At 71.0% G+C, this 17,551-nt stretch carries 15 protein-coding genes and 2 tRNA genes; 6 read left to right on the top strand and 11 right to left on the bottom strand.

Annotation, left to right across the window (positions count from 1 at the left end):
• Positions 1-91: 91 nt before the first annotated feature.
• A complete protein-coding gene (locus AB0I54_RS31175; RefSeq protein WP_363299548.1) occupies positions 92-1,108 on the top strand; it encodes a DNA-directed RNA polymerase subunit alpha in 1,017 nt (338 codons plus the stop codon).
• A 76-nt stretch (positions 1,109-1,184) separates the two neighbouring features.
• Here the strand turns inward: AB0I54_RS31175 and AB0I54_RS31170 are convergent.
• Positions 1,185-1,257: transfer RNA gene (locus AB0I54_RS31170), tRNA-Arg, on the bottom strand.
• 189 nt (positions 1,258-1,446) lie between these two features.
• A tRNA-Ser gene (locus tag AB0I54_RS31165) sits at positions 1,447-1,537 on the bottom strand.
• 216 nt (positions 1,538-1,753) lie between these two features.
• Between AB0I54_RS31165 and AB0I54_RS31160 the strand changes: the two genes are divergently transcribed.
• Both AB0I54_RS31160 and AB0I54_RS31155 read left to right on the top strand, forming a co-directional pair.
• Positions 1,754-2,182 carry an SSI family serine proteinase inhibitor gene (locus AB0I54_RS31160; protein WP_363299695.1) on the top strand — a complete coding sequence of 143 codons (429 nt, stop codon included), beginning with the start codon at positions 1,754-1,756 and terminating at the stop codon, positions 2,180-2,182.
• Between the two features lie 253 nt (positions 2,183-2,435).
• Positions 2,436-6,440, top strand: a complete 4,005-nt coding sequence (locus tag AB0I54_RS31155; protein ID WP_363299547.1) for a PAS domain-containing protein — start codon at positions 2,436-2,438, stop codon at positions 6,438-6,440.
• A gap of 16 nt (positions 6,441-6,456) precedes the next feature.
• Here AB0I54_RS31155 and AB0I54_RS31150 read toward each other — a convergent pair whose 3' ends face one another.
• Complete coding sequence (locus tag AB0I54_RS31150) at positions 6,457-6,714, bottom strand: hypothetical protein (protein ID WP_363299546.1); 258 nt, start codon at positions 6,712-6,714, stop codon at positions 6,457-6,459.
• An 86-nt stretch (positions 6,715-6,800) separates the two neighbouring features.
• On the opposite strand from AB0I54_RS31150, the gene AB0I54_RS31145 reads away from it, so the two are divergent.
• A complete protein-coding gene (locus tag AB0I54_RS31145) occupies positions 6,801-7,073 on the top strand; it encodes a GntR family transcriptional regulator (protein ID WP_263210491.1) in 273 nt (90 codons plus the stop codon).
• Between the two features lie 58 nt (positions 7,074-7,131).
• Here AB0I54_RS31145 and AB0I54_RS31140 read toward each other — a convergent pair whose 3' ends face one another.
• The 8 genes from AB0I54_RS31140 to AB0I54_RS31105 all read right to left on the bottom strand — a co-directional run bounded on the left by AB0I54_RS31140 (position 7,132) and on the right by AB0I54_RS31105 (position 14,975).
• The gene (locus AB0I54_RS31140; protein ID WP_363299694.1) at positions 7,132-8,778 is read right to left on the bottom strand and encodes a long-chain fatty acid--CoA ligase; all 1,647 of its coding nucleotides are present in this window, start codon (positions 8,776-8,778) and stop codon (positions 7,132-7,134) included.
• 177 nt (positions 8,779-8,955) lie between these two features.
• A complete protein-coding gene (locus AB0I54_RS31135; RefSeq protein WP_363299545.1) occupies positions 8,956-9,549 on the bottom strand; it encodes a SigE family RNA polymerase sigma factor in 594 nt (197 codons plus the stop codon).
• 147 nt (positions 9,550-9,696) lie between these two features.
• Positions 9,697-10,863, bottom strand: a complete 1,167-nt coding sequence (locus AB0I54_RS31130; RefSeq protein ID WP_363299544.1) for a lipid-transfer protein — start codon at positions 10,861-10,863, stop codon at positions 9,697-9,699.
• On the bottom strand, positions 10,860-11,267 hold the full coding sequence (locus AB0I54_RS31125; RefSeq protein WP_363299543.1) for a MaoC family dehydratase: 408 nt from the start codon (positions 11,265-11,267) through the stop codon (positions 10,860-10,862). Before AB0I54_RS31125 ends, AB0I54_RS31130 begins: the two co-directional genes overlap by 4 nt.
• Positions 11,268-11,271: 4 nt before the next feature.
• Positions 11,272-12,369: an acyl-CoA dehydrogenase family protein gene (locus tag AB0I54_RS31120; protein WP_363299541.1), complete on the bottom strand. Its 1,098-nt coding sequence runs from the start codon at positions 12,367-12,369 to the stop codon at positions 11,272-11,274.
• 1 nt (position 12,370) lies between these two features.
• On the bottom strand, positions 12,371-13,321 hold the full coding sequence (locus AB0I54_RS31115; RefSeq protein ID WP_363299693.1) for a bifunctional MaoC family dehydratase N-terminal/OB-fold nucleic acid binding domain-containing protein: 951 nt from the start codon (positions 13,319-13,321) through the stop codon (positions 12,371-12,373).
• A gap of 14 nt (positions 13,322-13,335) precedes the next feature.
• The gene (locus AB0I54_RS31110) at positions 13,336-14,490 is read right to left on the bottom strand and encodes an acyl-CoA dehydrogenase family protein (protein ID WP_363299540.1); all 1,155 of its coding nucleotides are present in this window, start codon (positions 14,488-14,490) and stop codon (positions 13,336-13,338) included.
• 173 nt (positions 14,491-14,663) lie between these two features.
• The gene (locus AB0I54_RS31105; protein WP_363299539.1) at positions 14,664-14,975 is read right to left on the bottom strand and encodes a hypothetical protein; all 312 of its coding nucleotides are present in this window, start codon (positions 14,973-14,975) and stop codon (positions 14,664-14,666) included.
• A 377-nt stretch (positions 14,976-15,352) separates the two neighbouring features.
• Between AB0I54_RS31105 and AB0I54_RS31100 the strand changes: the two genes are divergently transcribed.
• Together AB0I54_RS31100 and AB0I54_RS31095 are read left to right on the top strand one after the other, a co-directional pair.
• Complete coding sequence (locus AB0I54_RS31100; protein WP_363299538.1) at positions 15,353-16,222, top strand: bifunctional DNA primase/polymerase; 870 nt, start codon at positions 15,353-15,355, stop codon at positions 16,220-16,222.
• A gap of 573 nt (positions 16,223-16,795) precedes the next feature.
• Positions 16,796-17,518, top strand: coding sequence for a hypothetical protein (locus AB0I54_RS31095; RefSeq protein WP_363299537.1), 723 nt, complete (start codon positions 16,796-16,798; stop codon positions 17,516-17,518).
• Positions 17,519-17,551 lie beyond the last annotated feature (33 nt).

Here is a 17,551-nt window from a genome sequence, read left to right as displayed (position 1 = left end):
GGTTCGCCCTCGTAGGCGGCCGAACCGCCCGTACCCTTCATGGTGTCTACGGCGTCACATAGCGGGCGCCAAACACTGGAGGCAATACCTCGTGCTGATTGCTCAGCGTCCCTCGTTGACCGAAGAGGTCGTCGACGAGTTCCGCTCCCGATTCGTGATCGAGCCGCTGGAGCCGGGCTTCGGCTACACCCTCGGCAACTCCCTTCGCCGCACCCTTCTGTCATCGATCCCCGGTGCGGCTGTCACGTCCATCCGTATCGACGGTGTCCTGCACGAATTCACCACCGTGCCGGGCGTCAAGGAGGACGTCACCGACCTGATCCTCAACATCAAGCAGCTGGTCGTCTCCTCGGAGCACGACGAGCCGGTCGTGATGTACCTGCGCAAGCAGGGTCCGGGTCTGGTCACCGCCGCCGACATCGCGCCCCCGGCCGGTGTCGAGGTACACAACCCCGACCTGGTCCTCGCCACGCTCAACGGCAAGGGCAAGCTGGAGATGGAGCTGACGGTCGAGCGCGGCCGCGGCTACGTCTCCGCCGTGCAGAACAAGCAGCTGGGCCAGGAGATCGGCCGGGTCCCGGTCGACTCCATCTACTCGCCTGTGCTGAAGGTCACGTACAAGGTCGAGGCGACCCGTGTCGAGCAGCGCACCGACTTCGACAAGCTGATCGTCGACGTCGAGACCAAGCAGGCGATGCGTCCCCGTGACGCCATGGCCTCCGCCGGCAAGACCCTGGTCGAGCTGTTCGGTCTCGCCCGCGAGCTGAACATCGACGCCGAGGGCATCGACATGGGCCCGTCCCCGACGGACGCCGCCCTTGCCGCCGACATGGCGCTGCCGATCGAGGAGCTGGAGCTCACGGTCCGCTCCTACAACTGCCTCAAGCGTGAGGGCGTCCACTCGGTGGGTGAGCTGCTGGCGCGCTCCGAGGCCGACCTCCTCGACATCCGCAACTTCGGTGCGAAGTCGATCGACGAGGTCAAGGCGAAGCTGGCCGGCATGGGCCTGGCCCTGAAGGACAGCCCGCCCGGATTCGACCCCACCGCCGCCGCCTTCGACGCGGACGACAACGGGAACACGGGTTTCATGGAGACCGAGCAGTACTGAACGCTGCGCCGGGTCGCTGCCGTAAACCCCCGAAACGCAAGAGGCCCCGGATCTCTCCGGGGCCTCTTGCTCTGTGCGCACTCGGCAGGATTCGAACCTGCAACCTTCTGATCCGTAGTCAGATGCTCTATCCGTTAAGCTACGAGTGCCTGTTTTTTGTTTTCCTGCCTCCGCTCCCGGCCCTTCCGGCCCGCTCGCGGCGACAGGAAGAACATTACATGACTGCCGCCGTCATGTGAAATCCATTAGCCACACCCCTTGTGAGCTGCGGAAACACCAGAAACGTCGGGAACGTCGAAGCCCCGGTCCACAGGGACCGGGGCTTCGGTGATCGAGCGCGGAGGCGGAGGGATTTGAACCCTCGATGGGCTTTAAGGCCCAAACCGCATTAGCAGTGCGGCGCCATAGACCGGACTAGGCGACGCCTCCAGCACAACCTCCCACGCGAGCGCGTGAGTGGCGCGTGCAGATGATGACACAGTCGAGCGTGCTGTCACCAATCGCCCCCCACGGTACTAGGCACTCGGGCCACAGAGCAAAGTCCTTCTCCCCGGCGGGGCGGGGGCGCAACGTCCGCGGGCCACGGGCGTTGATCAGGGCATGTTGCCGGTCTTCTCCCGAGCCGCCCTGGCGGCCACGACGTCCATGGCCTCGATCGCCGTCGTCACCGCCCCCGCCGCGGCCCTGCCCGCCGCGTCCGTCTCCGCGCCCCCGCCCGTTCGGGCCGAGGACCGGCCGGCCGTACCCGGCGACCGGCTGACCGTCACCGTCCGGCACGCGGGCACCGGGCGGAGTGGGACGTACGTGCTGTCCTGTCATCCCGCCGTCGGCAGCCACCCGGACGTGGGCGGCGCGTGCCGGGCCGTGGACCGGAACACCCGGTGGGACCGCGAGGCCTTCGCGCCGGTGGCGCCGGGCAGCGTCTGCACGATGATCTACGGCGGCCCGGCCACCGCCCATGTCACCGGGACCTGGGCCGGACGCCCGGTCGACGCGAGGTACGACCGCAGCAACGGCTGCGAGATCGCGCGGTGGAACCAGATGGTGCCGCTCCTGCCGGACATCCGTTCGTAGGAGTCCCCCGGGGGTTCACCGTCGGCAGTCATTTCATGGCGGAATCCCAGGTCCCGTAAAAGTCCCGCGAAGGTCTTACGCAGTCGGAGCACGTGGTCACACGTTCCCCCTCACTTCCTCGTGCGACCTCCCTCTCATCCGGCTCCGATAGCGCAATCGCTGCGCTTAGACTCCCTCGCGTGACACGTTGCGGGCCGGTTGGCAAGATGGCCCAAGCGGTCGGCAAGGTGCGGTAACAGGGAGGAAGCGTCTCGTGAGCAGCAGGCCATCCCGAGGCGCTGCTCGCCTCGCAGCCATACTCGACGCGCTTCCCGACGCGTTGGTACTGGTCAACGCCAATGGGACGGTCGTCAACGCGAACACGATCGCGCTGGAGGCGTTCGAGACTCCGGGTACGGCTCTGGTCGGGCGCGGGCTGCTGGATCTGCTGCCCCAGTTCGACTCCAAGCTGATCCCGGGCTCGATGAGGCGGCCGGACCGCATGGACCCGCACGGGCGGACCAAGCCGACGCGGATGATCGCCCGCCGGACCGACGGCACCGAGTTCCCGGTCGAGGTCACCAGCGCGAACCTGGAGAACGGGCAGCAGGCGTACGACGGTTACGGCTACACCGGCGACGAGCTGCTGATGCTCGTCGTACGCGATCTGTCCGGGACCGTCGACACCGAGGCCGAGCTCGCCCGTTCGCAACGGCAGACCGAGATGATCCTGCGGGCCGCGTCCGAGGGCGTCGTCGGCACGGACACCGACGGGCGGATCGTCCTCGTCAACCCGGCCGCCGCCCAGATACTGGGTTACCGGGCCGGCGAACTCGGCGGCAAGGAACTGCACACCCTCGTCCTGCACTCCCGCGCCGACGGCTCGCCCTTCCCGTACGAGGAGTCCCCGCTCGCCGACACCCTGCGCTCCGGACGCAAGCACCGGGTGCGCGGCCAGGTGCTGTACGCCAAGAGCGGCGACAAGGTGTCGGTCGACCTGACGACCGCGCCCGTGCGCGACGGCGACCAGCTCGTCGGCGCCGTGATGACCTTCACCGACCGGCGGCCCTACGACGCCCTGGCCGACGAGAAGGCCGCGCAGGAGAAGTCGTACGCCGAGGAGCGGGAGCGGCTCTCCGAGGAGCACGCCTCCGACCTCACCGCGCTGCGCCAGAAGCATGTGACCGAGCTCGACGGGCTGCGCGAGCAGCACGCGGAGGAGCTCGCGGCCGGCGAGGAGCGCTACGCCGCGCTCGGCGAGCGGGAGAAGGACCGGTACGAGGCCCTGGCCGGGCGGCACGAACAGCTGCTCACGCTGCTCGCGGGCTCACTGCGCGGACCGCTGGACGAGCTGCGCCGCGAGCTGGCCGCCCTCGCCGCGGACGACGCGGGCCAGCTGTGGCCCGAAGCCAACCAGGTGCTCCACCACCTCTCCGCCGGCTATTCGCGCATCACCCAGCTCATCGACAACGTCCTCGGCTACCAGCGGCTGGACGCGGGCACGGAGGACATCACCCGTACGAAGGTGATGCTCGACGCCGTCGTCGCCGCCGGGGTCGAGGGGGCCGTCGACCTGATCGGGCCGGGGCGGGTGCAGTTCGCGGTGCACGCGCCGCCCATCGAGGCGGAGGTGGACCCGCACCGGCTCGCCACCGCGCTCGCGCACCTCGTCGCGGACGTGGCCGGTGTCGACGCGACCGGCAACGCGCCCGTGTCGGCGGGCGGTTACATGGACAACACGGTCGTCGTGGCGGCCGCGCAGCGCGGCGAGGTCGTACGCATCGAGGTGCGCGGGCCGTACGCCGGGGGAGACCCGGTGCACGAGCCGATCGTGCGCGGGATCGTGCGGGCGCACGGTGGTGTGCTGCAGACGCACGAGGTGCCGGGCATGAGCGGCAACGCATACGTCCTTGAGGTGCCGCTCGGAGGCGGCGCCGGGGCCGTCGCGGCTCCGGCTCCCGCCGAGTCGGCTGCCGAGGAGGGTGGCTCCGAACCGGGCACCGCGGCCGGGCAGACCTTCGGCGGAGGCCGACGGCGGGCCCGGCGGTCCTCCGTGGACGCCTTCCTGGAGAGCGAGGTTCCCGGCCGGTCCGACGCCGCCGAGGCGGATGCGCCCGCACCGACCGGGCGGCGCAGGAGGCGTGCGACCGAGGAGCCTGAGCAGGTCGCGGCCGAGGCCGCGGAGGGCTCCGGCGGCACCGGGCGACGGCGCGGCCGGCCGGCCGACGACGCCGCCGGTGGCCAGGGCGAGGACGTGGCCGAGGGTGCCGTCGTGACGGCGGCCGAGCACGCGGCGGGAACGGCCGCCGTGGGCAGCGGGCTCGGCGGGACCGTACCGCCGCAAGGCGTGCCCGTACCCACCGGACGGCGCGCCCGGCGCGACGCCGGGGAGGTGCAGGCCGCCCTGCCGCCCGCGCTGCCCGCGCCCTCCGCCGCCCCGGAGGCCGGAGCGGAGCCCGTCCCGGCCGACGGTGCCCAGCCCAGCGGGCGCCGCCGTCGGGCCCTGGCCGCCGCGGCGGAGCGTGCCGCCGCGCAGGAGGCGGGGGCCCGTACGGTCTTCGCGCTGCCGCCGGCCGAGGCCGACCGTTCGCCCGGGTCCGAGCCCACGCCCGCGCCCGTCGCCGAAGGCGCGGACGGACAGGTGCCCGCCCCGGTTCCGGCCCAGGTTCCGGTTCCGGTTCCGGCCCCGATCCCAGTCCCGGCTCAGATGCAGGCTCCGGTGCCGGGCGAGGGCGCCCCGGGCGACAGCGGGCGGCACGACGCCGTACCGCACGACCAGGCCGAGGACCACACGCCGCCCCAGCCGCACCCCACCACCGCGCCGACGGGCCGCCGCCGACGGGCCGTGGCCCAGCCGGCCGAGATGTCCGGGACGCCCGCGCAGGGCACCGTCGGCCAGGCCCTGCCGCTCCCCGCGGAGGCGGGCGGCACACCGGCCGCCCCCGGTCAGACCCCCGCGGCGCCCGCGGCACCCGCGGCCCCCGCCGCCCAGGCGACCCCGGCCCCGGGCACACCGATCGGTGCCGCCGCGGTGTCTCCGAACGGCACCGACACCCCCGGCGCCGGCACCCCGCTCCCGCCGGCGCAGCCCGCCGCGCAGCAGCGTGCCGCGCTGCCGTTGCCCGCCGAGGCGGCCGCCCCCGTCGACCCGAACTCGACGCAGGGGCGGGCGATCAGCGTGCGGACCCTGGGGCAGGGCGTGCCGTTCAGCCGGCAGGCGGCGCAGGTGCAGCAGCCCACGGCCACCCCGCCCCCGCAGACGCCGGGCGGTTCCGGCCGCCGCCGCAAGCTGGGCACACCGCCCGACCCGGCCGCGCGCGAGGAGCAGCGCCAGGAGCAGGGGGCCCGCCCACACCCGCCGGCCGAGCAGCCGCCCGCGCAGCCGTCCCTGGCCGGGCAGTCCCGGCTCGCCCCGGCCACCACCGAGGGTGCCGGACGGTCGTACGCCATAGGCGCCCCGGACGAGAACGCCGCCGAGGGTCCCGAACCGCTGGACGGGCCGGGCGGCGCGATCGAGGTCGCGGACCCGCCGCGCCCGCAGCCGATGGACGACGAGTTGCCGCCCGAGCCGCTGGACAACCCGCGGCGGCTGCTGGTGTGGCCCGCGCCGGACATCACCACCCAGCAGGCGCTCAGCGACCGCGGCTACCGTCCCGTGATCGTGCACTCCCGCGAGGAGGTCGACGCGCAGATCGCCGCGTTCCCGGCCGCGCTGTTCGTGGACCCGCTGACCGGGCCGATCACACGTACCGCGCTGCAGTCGCTGCGCCAGGCCGCCGTGGCGGCGGAGGTCCCGGTGCTGGTGACGGCCGGGCTCGGACAGGCGACGCGCGAGGCGGCGTACGGCGCCGATCCCGCCGTACTGCTGAAGGCGCTCGCCCCGCGGGACAGTGAGCAGCACCCGCCGCGGGTCCTGCTCATCGAGGAGCACGCGGAGATCGCGCTGGCGCTGACCTCGACGCTGGAGCGGCGCGGGATGCAGGTCGCGCGGGCGGCGAGCGATGCCGACGCGGTGACGCTGGCCGGGCAACTCAGGCCGAACCTGGTCGTGATGGACCTGATGCAGGTGCACCGGCGCCAGGCCGGGATCGTGGACTGGCTGCGCGCGAACGGGCAGCTCAACCGCACCCCGCTCGTCGTCTACACCGCCGCCGTCGACCAGGCCGACCTGCCGCGGCTCGCCTCCGGCGAGACGGTGCTGTTCCTCGCGGAGCGGTCGACCAGCGGCGAGGTGCAGAGCCGCATCGTCGACCTGCTGTCGAGGATCGGTACGAACTAGGAAGGGCGCGGGGGTTCTACTCCCGCTCCGCCGCCACCATCGCGACGCACTCCGCGAGAGCGTCGTACAACGACCGTACGAACGCGGCGAGTTCGGCGTCGGATGCCCGGTCGGCGTCCAGCACGGCGCCCACGACGGCAAGCAGGGAAACGGCGGCGCGTAAGGCGTGGGCGTCGGCGAGCGCCGCCAGGAAACCACCGGCTTCCGTGACGGCGTAGACCGCCTTTCCGGTGACCGGGTCGGTGCCGAGGCTGCGGAAACGGTGCGTGCTCATGGCTGCGATGGTATCGCCTTGTATCGCTACGTCGCGATACGTATCCCAAAGAGCGTGCATCAGTCCCCTTGCCTAGCGTCGACTCCATGAACCCCGACGCTGAGATCGATCACGGTGCACCTCTGACGCCGTACCGGCAGCTTGCGGAAATCCTGCGTGCGCAGATTCGACGCGGAGACTGGCAGCCGGGGCGGATGCTGCCGAGCGAGGCCCAGCTCGTGCAGCGGTACGGGATCGCACGGACAACCGTCAGGAGGGGGTTGGCCCTGCTGGCCGACGAGGGCTGGGTGTTCACCGTCCCTCAGCGAGGCTGGTTCGTATCCGACCCGCTCCCGCCCTCCCCCGAGACCCCCGCATGACGAACAGCCCCCGGCGCAGGCCAGGGGCTGTTGGTCGTACGCGCCGTACGGAGGGGCGTCAGCCGAGCTTGGTCACGTCCAGGTCGCCCTCGGCGTACTTCCTGCGCAGCACCTTCTTGTCGAACTTGCCCACGCTGGTCTTCGGCACCGCCTCGATGAGCGTCCAGCGCTCCGGGAGCTGCCACTTGGCGATCTTCCCCTCCTCCGCGAGGAACGTGCGCAGGGTCGCGAAGTCGGTGCTGGAGCCCTCCCTCAGCACGACCGTGGCCAGAGGGCGCTCGCCCCACTTGTCGTCGGGGACGGCGACCACGGCGGCCTCGGCGACGTCCGGGTGGGACATCAGCGCGTTCTCCAGGTCCACCGAGGAGATCCACTCGCCGCCGGACTTGATCACGTCCTTGGCCCGGTCGGTGAGGGTGAGGAAGCCGTCGGGGCTGATGACGCCGACGTCACCCGTCTTGAGCCAGCCGTCCTCGCTGAACTTGTCGGCGGGGCGGAGCGGTTCGGCGTCGGGGCCGTTGTAGTAGGCGCCCGCGATCCACGGACCGCGCACCTCCAGCTCGCCGGCCGACTCGCCGTCCCAGGGGAGGCGCTCGCCGCCGGGGCCGGTGAGGCGGGCCTCGACGCCGGCCGGGAAGCGGCCCTGGGTGAGGCGGTAGGCGAACTCGTCCTCCGTACCGACCGAGTGGGCCGGCGGGCGGGCCACCGTGCCCAGCGGGGAGGTCTCGGTCATGCCCCAGGCGTGGCAGACCCGCATGCCGAGCTCGTCGAAGGCCTTCATCAGGGAGGGCGGACAGGCCGAGCCGCCGATGGTGACCTGGGTGAGCGAGGAGACGTCCCGGGGCTTGGCGGTCAGCTCCGCCAGCAGGCCCTGCCAGATGGTGGGGACGGCGGCCGCGTGGGTCGGCTTCTCGCTCTCGATCATCTCGGCGAGCGGCGCCGGCTGCAGGAAGCGGTCCGGCATCAGCATGTTGACGCCGGTCATGAAGGTGGCGTGCGGCAGGCCCCAGGCGTTGACGTGGAACTGGGGCACCACGACGAGCGAGGTGTCCTGGTCGGTCAGCCCCATGGACTCGGTCATGTTGACCTGCATGGAGTGCAGATAGATCGAACGGTGGCTGTACACCACACCCTTGGGGTCGCCGGTGGTGCCGGAGGTGTAGCACATGGCGGCGGCCTGGCGTTCGTCGATCTCCGGCCAGTCGAACGTCGTCGGCTGGTCCGCGATCAGCTCCTCGTACTCGTGCACCTGCGCCGCGGCGCCGGCGAGCGGGGAGCGGTCGCCGGGGCCGGAGACGACGATGTGCTCGACGCTCGTCAGCCTCGGCAGCAGCGGGGCGAGCAGCGGGATCAGCGAGCCGTTGACGATGATCACGCGATCGGCGGCGTGGTTGACGATCCAGGCCAGCTGCTCGGCGGGCAGGCGGAGGTTGAGCGTGTGCAGCACCGCACCCATGGAGGGGATCGCGAAGTACGCCTCGACGTGCTCGGCGTTGTTCCACATCAGCGTGGCGACCCGGTCGTCGGCGCGGATGCCGAAGTCGTCGCGCAGGGCGTTCGCGAGCTGCACCGCGCGGGTGCCCGCCTCGGCGAAGCTGCGCCGCTGCGGTTCGCCCTCCCCGGTCCAGGTGGTGATCTGGGACTGTCCGTGCACCAGCACACCGTGCACAAGGATGCGGGTGACGGTCAGCGGTACGTCCTGCATGGTGCTCAGCACGGAGTCCTCCCGGGGCGACTTTGCCTACGCGGTGGTAAGGGCTGCGCTGATTCTGCGCACATACCGCGCGGTATGTCACTAGGGGCAGGCAAAATCGTGGGCTTCGGGGGGTCGCGAAGTGAACCTCGGAGGGTCGCGCGTGGGCTTCGGGAGGGCCGCGTGCGCCTATCGCACCAGGTCGAGCTCCGGGTCCTCGCGCAGCTTGCCGAGCGCCCGCGACACCGCCGACTTCACCGTCCCCACCGACACCCCGAGCACCTCGGCCGTCTGGGCCTCGCTCAGGTCCTCGTAGTACCGCAGGACGACCATCGCCCGCTGCCGGGCCGGGAGCTTCGCGATCGCCCGCCACATCGCGTCGTGCAGCGCCTGCCGCTCCGCGGGGTCGTCCCCGCTGGGCACCGGCTCCGGCTCGGGCAGCTCGTCGCACACGAACTCGTCGACCTTGCGCTTGCGCCACTGCGAGGTCCGCGTGTTCAGCAGCGCCCGGCGCACATAGCCGTCGAGCGCCCGGTGGTCCTCGATCCGCTCCCAGGCGACATAGGTCTTGGTGAGCGCGGTCTGCAGCAGGTCCTCCGCGTCGCTCGGGTTCGCGGTCAGCGACCGTGCGGTACGCAGCAGCACCGGATGGCGGGCCCTCACGTACGACGCGAACGACGGGTACGCGGGGGTCCCCCCGGTCGGACGGAGCCGGGACGGGGGGAGGGTCTGCCTCACCGATGTGGCGGCGTCCGACGCGCTTGTGCAGACGGGTGTGGTCATGGCTCCACGCTATGAGCGACCCCCCGCGCGGCGGATCGGTCCCAGGTCCCGAAGCCGAGTCCCCCTCAGGTTGTAGGAGTGGGGCCCGCTACACCTCCTGAAGGTGGAGTGCCGGGCGGCCGCTACTACGGGTTTACCCCTGAGGGCTCAGCCGTCGGCCGCGAGGACCAGCCCCGACGTGGGCACCCCCGTACCCGCCGTCACCAGGACCCGGTCCGCCCCCGGTATTCGGTTCACCGCCGTGCCCCGCACCTGGCGTACCCCCTCCGCCACGCCGTTCATACCGTGGAGGTAGGCCTCCCCGAGCTGTCCCCCGTGCGTATTGAGGGGCAGCCGCTCCTCGGCCACGAAGTCCGCCGCCTCGCCCCGTCCGCAGAACCCGAACTCCTCCAGCTGCATCAGCACGAACGGAGTGAAGTGGTCGTAAAGGATCCCTACGTCGATGTCGGCCGGGGCCAGCCCGGAGGTGCGCCACAGCTGCCTGGCCACCACCCCCATCTCCGGCAGGCCGGTCAGGTCGTCGCGGTAGAAGCTCGTCATCTGTTCCTGGGCGCGGCCGGCCCCCTGCGCGGCGGCCGCGACGACCGCGGGCGGGTGGGGCAGGTCTCGGGCCCGTTCCACGGAGGTGACGACGAGCGCCTGGCCGCCGTCCGTCTCCTGACAGCAGTCCAGCAGCCTCAGCGGCTCCACGATCCAGCGCGAGGCGGCGTGGTCGGCGAGCGTGATCGGGCGGCCGTGGAAGTACGCCGCCGGGTTGGTCGCCGCGTACTTGCGGTCCACGACGGCCACCTGCCCGAACGCCTCCGGGGTCAGCCCGTAGGTGTGCAGATAGCGCTGTGCCGCCATGGCCACCCAGGACGCCGGGGTGAACAGTCCGAACGGCAGCGCCCAGCCGAGCGCCGCGCCCTCCGCCGACGGCTCCCGGTGCTGCACGCCCGAGCCGAATCTCCGTCCCGACCGCTCGTTGAACGCCCGGTAGCAGACCACCACCTCCGCCACGCCCGTCGCCACGGCGAGCGCCGCCTGCTGCACGGTCGCGCAGGCCGCCCCGCCGCCGTAGTGGACCCGGGAGAAGAAGGACAGCTCACCCATCCCGCAGGCCTGGGCCACGGTGATCTCCGGGCTGGTGTCCATCGTGAACGTCACCAGACCGTCCACGTCCTCGGGGGTCAGCCCCGCGTCGTCGAGCGCGGCCCGCACCGCCTCCACCGCCAGCCGCAGCTCGCTGCGCCCCGAGTCCTTGGAGAACTCGGTGGCACCGATGCCGACGATCGCCGCGCGTCCGCCGAGCGTGTCCCGGCTGCGCACGCTCATCGCGCGCCCCCCTCCGCCGGTACGGCGACCGTTACTGTGCCCGTCACATGTCTGCCGATGCCGTTGGAGCCGGTCACCCGGACGGTGGCGGTGTCGCCGTCCACCTCCTCGATCCGGCCGGTCAACACCATGGTGTCCCCCGGGTAGTTGGGCGCCCCCAGTCGTATGGCGACCTTGCGGAGCACGGCCGTCGGGCCGAAGTGGTCCGTGATGTACCTGCCGACCAGGCCGTTCGTCGTCAGGATGTTCATGAAGACGTCCGGGGAACCCTTCTGCCGGGCCAACTCGGCGTCGTGGTGGACGTCCTGGTAGTCGCGGGACGCGATCGCACCGGCCACGATCAGGGTCCGCGTGATCGGGATCTCCAGCGGCGGCAGCTCCGCGCCCACCGTCGGCACCGTCATGCCCTCACTCCCCATTCGCGATCAACTCCCCCAACTCCTGCAGCACTTCGCCCCCGCATCCCAGATAGGCGTCCAGCTGCCGCCCCCACAGGAAGTGCCGGTGCACCGGATGACCGAGGTCGGCGCCCGCACCGCCGTGCAGATGCTGGCCCGTGTGGACGACGCGCTGCCCCGCCTCGGACGCCCACCAGACGGCGGTCAGCGCGTGCGTGTCGTAGGAGAGCCCCATGTCGCGCCGCCAGGCCGCCTCGTACGCCGTCACCCGTATCGCCTCGGTGTCCATGTACGCGTCGGCGGCGCGCAGTTGGACCGCCTGCCGGGTGGCGAGCGGGCGGCCGAACTGCTCCCGGCCGTTCACATGGGCCACGGCCCGCGCGAGCGATCCCGCACACACCCCGGCCTGCAGCCCCGCGAAGGCGACGCGGGCCGTGGCGAGGACATCGGCGTAGGCGTCCTCGCCGCCGAGCCGTTCCGCGGGCGCGTCGTCGAGGGTGAGGCGCCCGGCCGCCCAGGGCGCGGTCAGCTCGACCGAAGTCACCGTGGTGCCCTCCGCGAGAGGGGCCAGCCACAGCCGCCGGCCGGCGTCGGCGACGAGGACGTGCGTGGCGTCCCGCAGCCAGGGGACGACGGGGACGGTGCCGGTCAACGTGCCCCGAGCCAAGTCCCGTACCCCGCCTTGAGCCGAGTCCCGTACTCCACCCCGTGCCGAGTCCCGTACCCCACCCCCAGCCGAGGCCCGTACCCCTCCCTGCGCCGGAAGCGCCCCGCTCACCACCACGGAGCCGTCCCCGATGCCCGGCAGCAGCCGCTCCCGTTGCTCCGCTGTGCCGTGGGCCGTGAGGGCGAGCAGCCCGTACACACAGCTCGTCGCATACGGCACCTGAGCCGTCTTACGGCCCTGTTCCTCCAGGAGCAGCACCAGCCCGAGCAGGCCCAGTTCCGCCACCGCGCTCACCAGGCCAGCCCCGCACAGGGCCTTCCACAGCTCGGGGTCGCTGCCGGTGCCGGTGGCTTCGAGCCGCTCGTGTGTCGCGAGGTCGCCGAAGATCCTGGCGGCCAGGTCGCGGGCCTCGGCCTGTTCCTCCGTGGGCGTGAAGTCCATGTCAGGCCTCGCCCTCGGTGACCCGGAACACCGGCAGGACCAGTGCGCCCTCCTCGTCCTCGTAGGTCCGGAACTCCACCCGGACCGGCAGACCGATGCGCACCTTGTCGTAGGGCACCCCCACCACGTTGCTGATCATCCGCACGCCCTCAGCGAGCTCGATCAGCCCCACCGCATAGGGAGGGTCGAAGGCCGGGAACGGCGGGTGGTGCATGACGACGTACGAATGGACCGTGCCCTCGCCGCTCGCCTCGACCGTGTCCCAGTCCGGGCAGCCGCAGGTGTTGCAGCCCGGCAGCCAGGGGTGGCGCGGTGTGCCGCAGCCGGCGCAGCGCTGGATGAGCAGCCGGTGCCGTTCGACGCCCTCCCAGAAGCCGGCGTTGTCCCGGTTGACCACCGGGCGGGGGCGCCGGGCGCGCGGGGGCCGCTGTTTGCGGCGGGACGGGGCGTACTTGAGGATGCGGAAGCGGTGCGTGCCCGCGAGTTCCGTGCCGACCCGCACGTCCATGCGGGTCGTGATGAAGTACCCCGTGCCGAGCTTCGTCGTCTTCCGCTCCGACACCGACTCGATCACCGTGTCGAACCTGACCTCGTCCCCGGGCCGCAGGGGCCGCAGATACTCCTGTTCGGAGTCGGTGGCGACGACCGAGACGCAGCCCTCGTCATCGAGGAGGGTCATCAGCTCGTCGAAGGCGGGGGTGCGCCCCTCGTGGCCGGAGAGTCCGCCCATCGTCCAGGCCTGGAGCATGGTGGGCGGGGCCACGGCGTCCGGCCCCTCGTAGGCCGGGTTCGTGTCGCCCATCGCCTCGCACCAGTGCCGGATCATCGGCACGTTGACCGGGTCCTTGCCCACGCAGGCGACGGCGGCGGCCCGCCCCTCGTACTCCTTGAGCCGTACGCACAGCTCGTCGTACTCCTTCTCCACGAACCGTGCGTCCGGCCCGCCGCTCACCGCCGGCCCATCGCTCACCGCCGCCCCCTCGTCATCCCGAGCCGCATCGTCGCGACGATCTCCCGCTGCACCTCGCTCACCCCGCCCCCGAACGTGTTGATCTGCGCCGCCCTGTTCAGCCGCTCCAGTTCGCCGTCCCCGAACGCGCCCGGGGAGCCGGAGCGGACCAGTCCCGCCCCGCCGACGATTTCCTGACACATGCGATACGTCGCGACAGTCGATTCCGTTCCCGCGAACTTCACCCCGCTCGCCTCGCCGGGGGCCACCCGACCCGCCCCCACGTCCGCCACCAAACGCCAGCTGAGCAGGCGATTTGCGGCCAGCCGGGCATGCGCTTCGGCCAGCCGAAAACGCACCCACGGCTCGTCAACCCTGCGCCTGCCGGTCACCGGATCAGGGGTACGGGCGGCGGCGAGCGCGGCCGCGTGGAAGTCCTCGGCCTGCAACCCGATGGCAGCCAGAGCGACCCGCTCGTGGTTGAGCTGGTTGGTGATGAGCGACCAGCCGTCGTTCTCGGTGCCGACGAGGTTCCCGGCGGGGACCCGGACCCCGTCGTAGTAGGTGGCCGTGGTCGTCTGCCCGCCCACCGTCTCGATCGGCGTCCAGGAGAACCCGGGCGCGTCGGTGGGGACGAGGATGATCGAGATGCCACGGTGCTTGGCCGCCTTGGGGTCGGTGCGGCAGGCGAGCCAGATCCAGTCGGCGTGCTGGGCGCCCGAGGTGAAGATCTTCTGGCCGTCCACCACCCAGCCGTCGCCCTCGCGCACGGCCCGCGTCCGCAGCGACGCCAGGTCGGTCCCGGCGGACGGTTCGCTGTAGCCGATCGCGAAGACCAGTTCGCCGCGCAGGATCCGGGGCAGGAACCGGGCCTTCTGCCGCTCGCTCCCGTACTTCATCAGGGTGGGCCCGACCGTGTTCAGGGTGACCATCGAGACGGGGGCGCCCGCGCGGTGGGCCTCGTCGAAGAACACGAACTGCTCGTCCGCCCCGCGACCCTGACCGCCGTACTCGACCGGCCAGCCGAGCCCGAGCAGGCCGTCGGCGCCGAGGCGGCGCAGCAACGCCCGCTGTTCGCCCAGGTCGAGGGGCCCGTCGGGCATCAGGTCCCGGAAGTACGCGCGGAGTTCGGCGCGCAGCCGCTGCTGGCGCTCGGTGGGGGCGAGGTGCACGGCGGGGCCTCCCGGCCTCGTACGAATGACGGTTTCTGACTGTCCGTCAGATACCCTCGGGTGTCAAGGTCGGCCAGGAGCGCGAAAACGCCTGTGCGGCGGTACCGAAGCACCGCCGCACAGACGCATGACGACCCCGAAAAGCGCACCCCGCAAGGGACTTCAGACGCGGCTCACCACAGCTTGGTGAAGTGGATCAGGACGTTCTCGTTGCCCTGGTTGATGGCCGTGAACGCGGAGCGGTTGACCTGCGCGGTATTGCTCTGGTTCGAGGCTCCGTGGCCCGCCGCGTTCTGCTGTGTGGTGGACGAGTTGCCGCTGTTGTTATGGCCGACCCCGCTGCCGACGATGCTCGCCACACCCGCGTTCGATCCGTCGGCCGCGAAGCCGCCGTTGTCCGCGGCCGCGACGCCGGTGAACAGGGCGGCTGCGAGCGGAAGCGCGGAGACGGCGGCGAGAACGCGGGCGGTACGGATGCTTGCCATGTCTGTTCCTCCAGAACGGTGTACCCGTCGGCCACTGGCCGCGAGTACGTCGAGTACCTCAAGTACGGCTTCTGCCAGGGAAGTTGGCCGACCGCCCCGGTGGTTGTGCACGACGTCGCGAGTCCAGAGTTGCCCAGCGGATCCCCGGCGAACCACCCCGGATGCCCTGATTCGCCCTCAAGCGTGATGACATGTCGATAAACCCCTTTCACCACCTTTAGCAATCCCTTGCCCCAAGCATCACCAACACGACCTTCTCCACCCCGTGTGCCAGCGGCGAGGAAACGTTCCAGCACAGTTCCGGCCAACTTTGCCGCCCCGGCGAGTCACCTCCGGCCCCTCTTCCCTTTTTCGAACGCACGTACGAAAATAGAGGCATGGCCACCACCGACCGGCAGGCCACGACGCTGGCCCTCGCACACGCCCTGTCAGCCGCCGAACGCGGACTGGCCGTCATCCCCCTGACCCGGACGAAGCTCCCGGCCCTGCGCTCCCCCCACCACGACGACCCCGACCCGGCTCCCTGCCACGGCGAATGCGGCCGCTTCGGACACGGTGTGTACGACGCCTCGTCCGACCCGGCCCGCATCCGCGAACTGTTCTCCGCCGCCCCCTGGACCACCGGCTACGGAATCGCGTGCGGACTGCCCCCGCACCACCTGATCGGTATCGACCTCGACACCAAGTCCGGCACGGATTCCTCGGCCGCACTGCGCGAACTGGCCCTGCGGCACCTGTTCACGATCCCCGAGACCGTCGTCGTACTGACCCCGAGCGGCGGCCGCCACCTCTGGCTCACCGGCCCGCCCGACGTCGTCGTCCCCAACTCGGCGAGCCGGCTCGCCCCCGGAATCGACATCCGCGGCGCCGGCGGCTACCTGGTCGGCCCCGGCTCACGCACCGGCCACGGTGTCTACGGCGCCGCTCCCGGCACCGCCCACCTGGCCCCCGCGCCCTGCCCGCCCGCGCTGCTCCGGCTGCTGCTCCCGCCGCCGCGCCCGGCCCACGCCGCGACGCACCCCTCGCTCGGCGACCGCGGCCAAGGCCTGGTCCAGTTCGTCCTCGCCGCCCACGAGGGCCAGCGCAACACCCGCCTGTTCTGGGCGGCCTGCCGCGCCTACGAGAACGGCATCGGCCGCGCCCTGATCGCCCCCCTGATCGCCGCAGCCCTCAACACCGGCCTGACCGAACGCGAGGCACGGGCAACCATCGCATCGGCGGCCCGCATGACGGGCCACCGCCCGTGAATCCCCCCGCGCCGACGCCTTGTGGTCAGCGGCGGACGAACCAGAGGACTGCCGCGACCACGGGAACGAGCGCTGCGAGCGTCCCCAGAACCGCCCCGGTGTCCATAGTCCCGAACATGCCTGTTCCCCCTCGAATTCACCGAGCAATGCGGTGATCGTATTGACCGGCCTACCCAGCGGGGAGGGCACGAGCCGAACGCTGAGCTACATCTGAGCTTCCACAACCGGGAGGAGGGCAACAAGAAGAGCCGAGGTGCCGGAACGATTCCGGCACCCCGCATGCATCAGCCGCACTGATTCCAACTCAGTCCTTCTGAAGGGGCATCTCGATGCGCGCGGACGTGCTGCGGATGCTGGGCGAACACCGAGCCGCGCTTCTCGTAGGAGCGAGTGGCAACATTCGATCAACGGGTGCAGCATAGAAGCGGGGATGCTATAACGTCTCGGCGTGAGACTGAAAACGCGCCACGGACCACGATCGCCATTCGAGCTGGATCGGGTTCTGAGCGTCTCATAGTCCGGGCTCTCCTGGAATCGGAACATGGGGGACGCAATGGGTCCGAGGAGACCAGTATGTCCTTCAAAAAGAGCGTGATCTCTTCACTAATGGCACCTCTCGTTTTCGCAACCGCCTTCGCGATGCCGCCGTCTGAAGCTTCACACACCGGCACCCCTTCGGTTGACAAGTTCTGCGAAAACGACGGTATGGTGCTCCGTCCAAGATCCGATTTCCCGGATACACCTATTGGACGAGCCAACTACAACATGCAGAGCAGCAAAATGGAGAGAGCAATGCTCTGCTTGGTCAACTGGGATCGACGCCATGAGCATGTGAGGGAGCTGTACATCACAAAACTCATCGGCAAGACGAGGTATCGGGGACTCGGTGGCGCCGCCTACGACCACGCCACCGCCGCGGCGAAGCTGCGGTGGTGGGGAACCGTGGCCCAGTACCCGTCCTGTACGCCCAGGCAAAAGAACCCGAACCTATGTGATCCGCATATCAATCCACAGACAGGATCGACGCCCACGAAACGTGCCGAAGAAGCAGGCTACGGAAGGGGTTGCACAGCGTGGAAGGTAGGCGAGAACGCCTACACGGCCTGGGGGAGGGGCCTTACGCCGTTGGACGCCTTCATATGGTGGCTGCGCAGCGATGAACACAGAGCAAACATTCGCAATCCTGAATGGGAGACCATGAAAATGCAAGTGGTGCTGGGTAGCGCAGATCCGGCCGCTGATGCGAATGCATCAGGAGCGACGTACGTGCAAATGTTTGGGCGCTGCTGGAAGTGATTCTTCGCCGACCGATCGCCCTCGTTCATTTCC

Origin of the sequence: Streptomyces sp. NPDC050625 (assembly GCF_040654755.1) — a bacterium.
Lineage (GTDB): Bacteria > Actinomycetota > Actinomycetes > Streptomycetales > Streptomycetaceae > Streptomyces.
This window is presented reverse-complemented; position numbering and strand designations above follow the sequence as displayed.

What these genes read in the sequence shown, in the direction of transcription:
- AB0I54_RS31160 (WP_363299695.1), top strand. Translation starts at nt 1,754, where the DNA reads ATGGCCTCGATCGCCGTCGTCACCGCCCCCGCCGCGGCCCTGCCCGCC.
- AB0I54_RS31150 (WP_363299546.1), bottom strand. Translation starts at nt 6,714, where the DNA reads ATGAGCACGCACCGTTTCCGCAGCCTCGGCACCGACCCGGTCACCGGA.
- AB0I54_RS31145 (WP_263210491.1), top strand. Translation starts at nt 6,801, where the DNA reads ATGAACCCCGACGCTGAGATCGATCACGGTGCACCTCTGACGCCGTAC.
- AB0I54_RS31140 (WP_363299694.1), bottom strand. Translation starts at nt 8,778, where the DNA reads ATGCAGGACGTACCGCTGACCGTCACCCGCATCCTTGTGCACGGTGTG.
- AB0I54_RS31135 (WP_363299545.1), bottom strand. Translation starts at nt 9,549, where the DNA reads ATGACCACACCCGTCTGCACAAGCGCGTCGGACGCCGCCACATCGGTG.
- AB0I54_RS31130 (WP_363299544.1), bottom strand. Translation starts at nt 10,863, where the DNA reads ATGAGCGTGCGCAGCCGGGACACGCTCGGCGGACGCGCGGCGATCGTC.
- AB0I54_RS31125 (WP_363299543.1), bottom strand. Translation starts at nt 11,267, where the DNA reads ATGACGGTGCCGACGGTGGGCGCGGAGCTGCCGCCGCTGGAGATCCCG.
- AB0I54_RS31120 (WP_363299541.1), bottom strand. Translation starts at nt 12,369, where the DNA reads ATGGACTTCACGCCCACGGAGGAACAGGCCGAGGCCCGCGACCTGGCC.
- AB0I54_RS31105 (WP_363299539.1), bottom strand. Translation starts at nt 14,975, where the DNA reads ATGGCAAGCATCCGTACCGCCCGCGTTCTCGCCGCCGTCTCCGCGCTT.
- AB0I54_RS31100 (WP_363299538.1), top strand. Translation starts at nt 15,353, where the DNA reads ATGGCCACCACCGACCGGCAGGCCACGACGCTGGCCCTCGCACACGCC.
- AB0I54_RS31095 (WP_363299537.1), top strand. Translation starts at nt 16,796, where the DNA reads ATGTCCTTCAAAAAGAGCGTGATCTCTTCACTAATGGCACCTCTCGTT.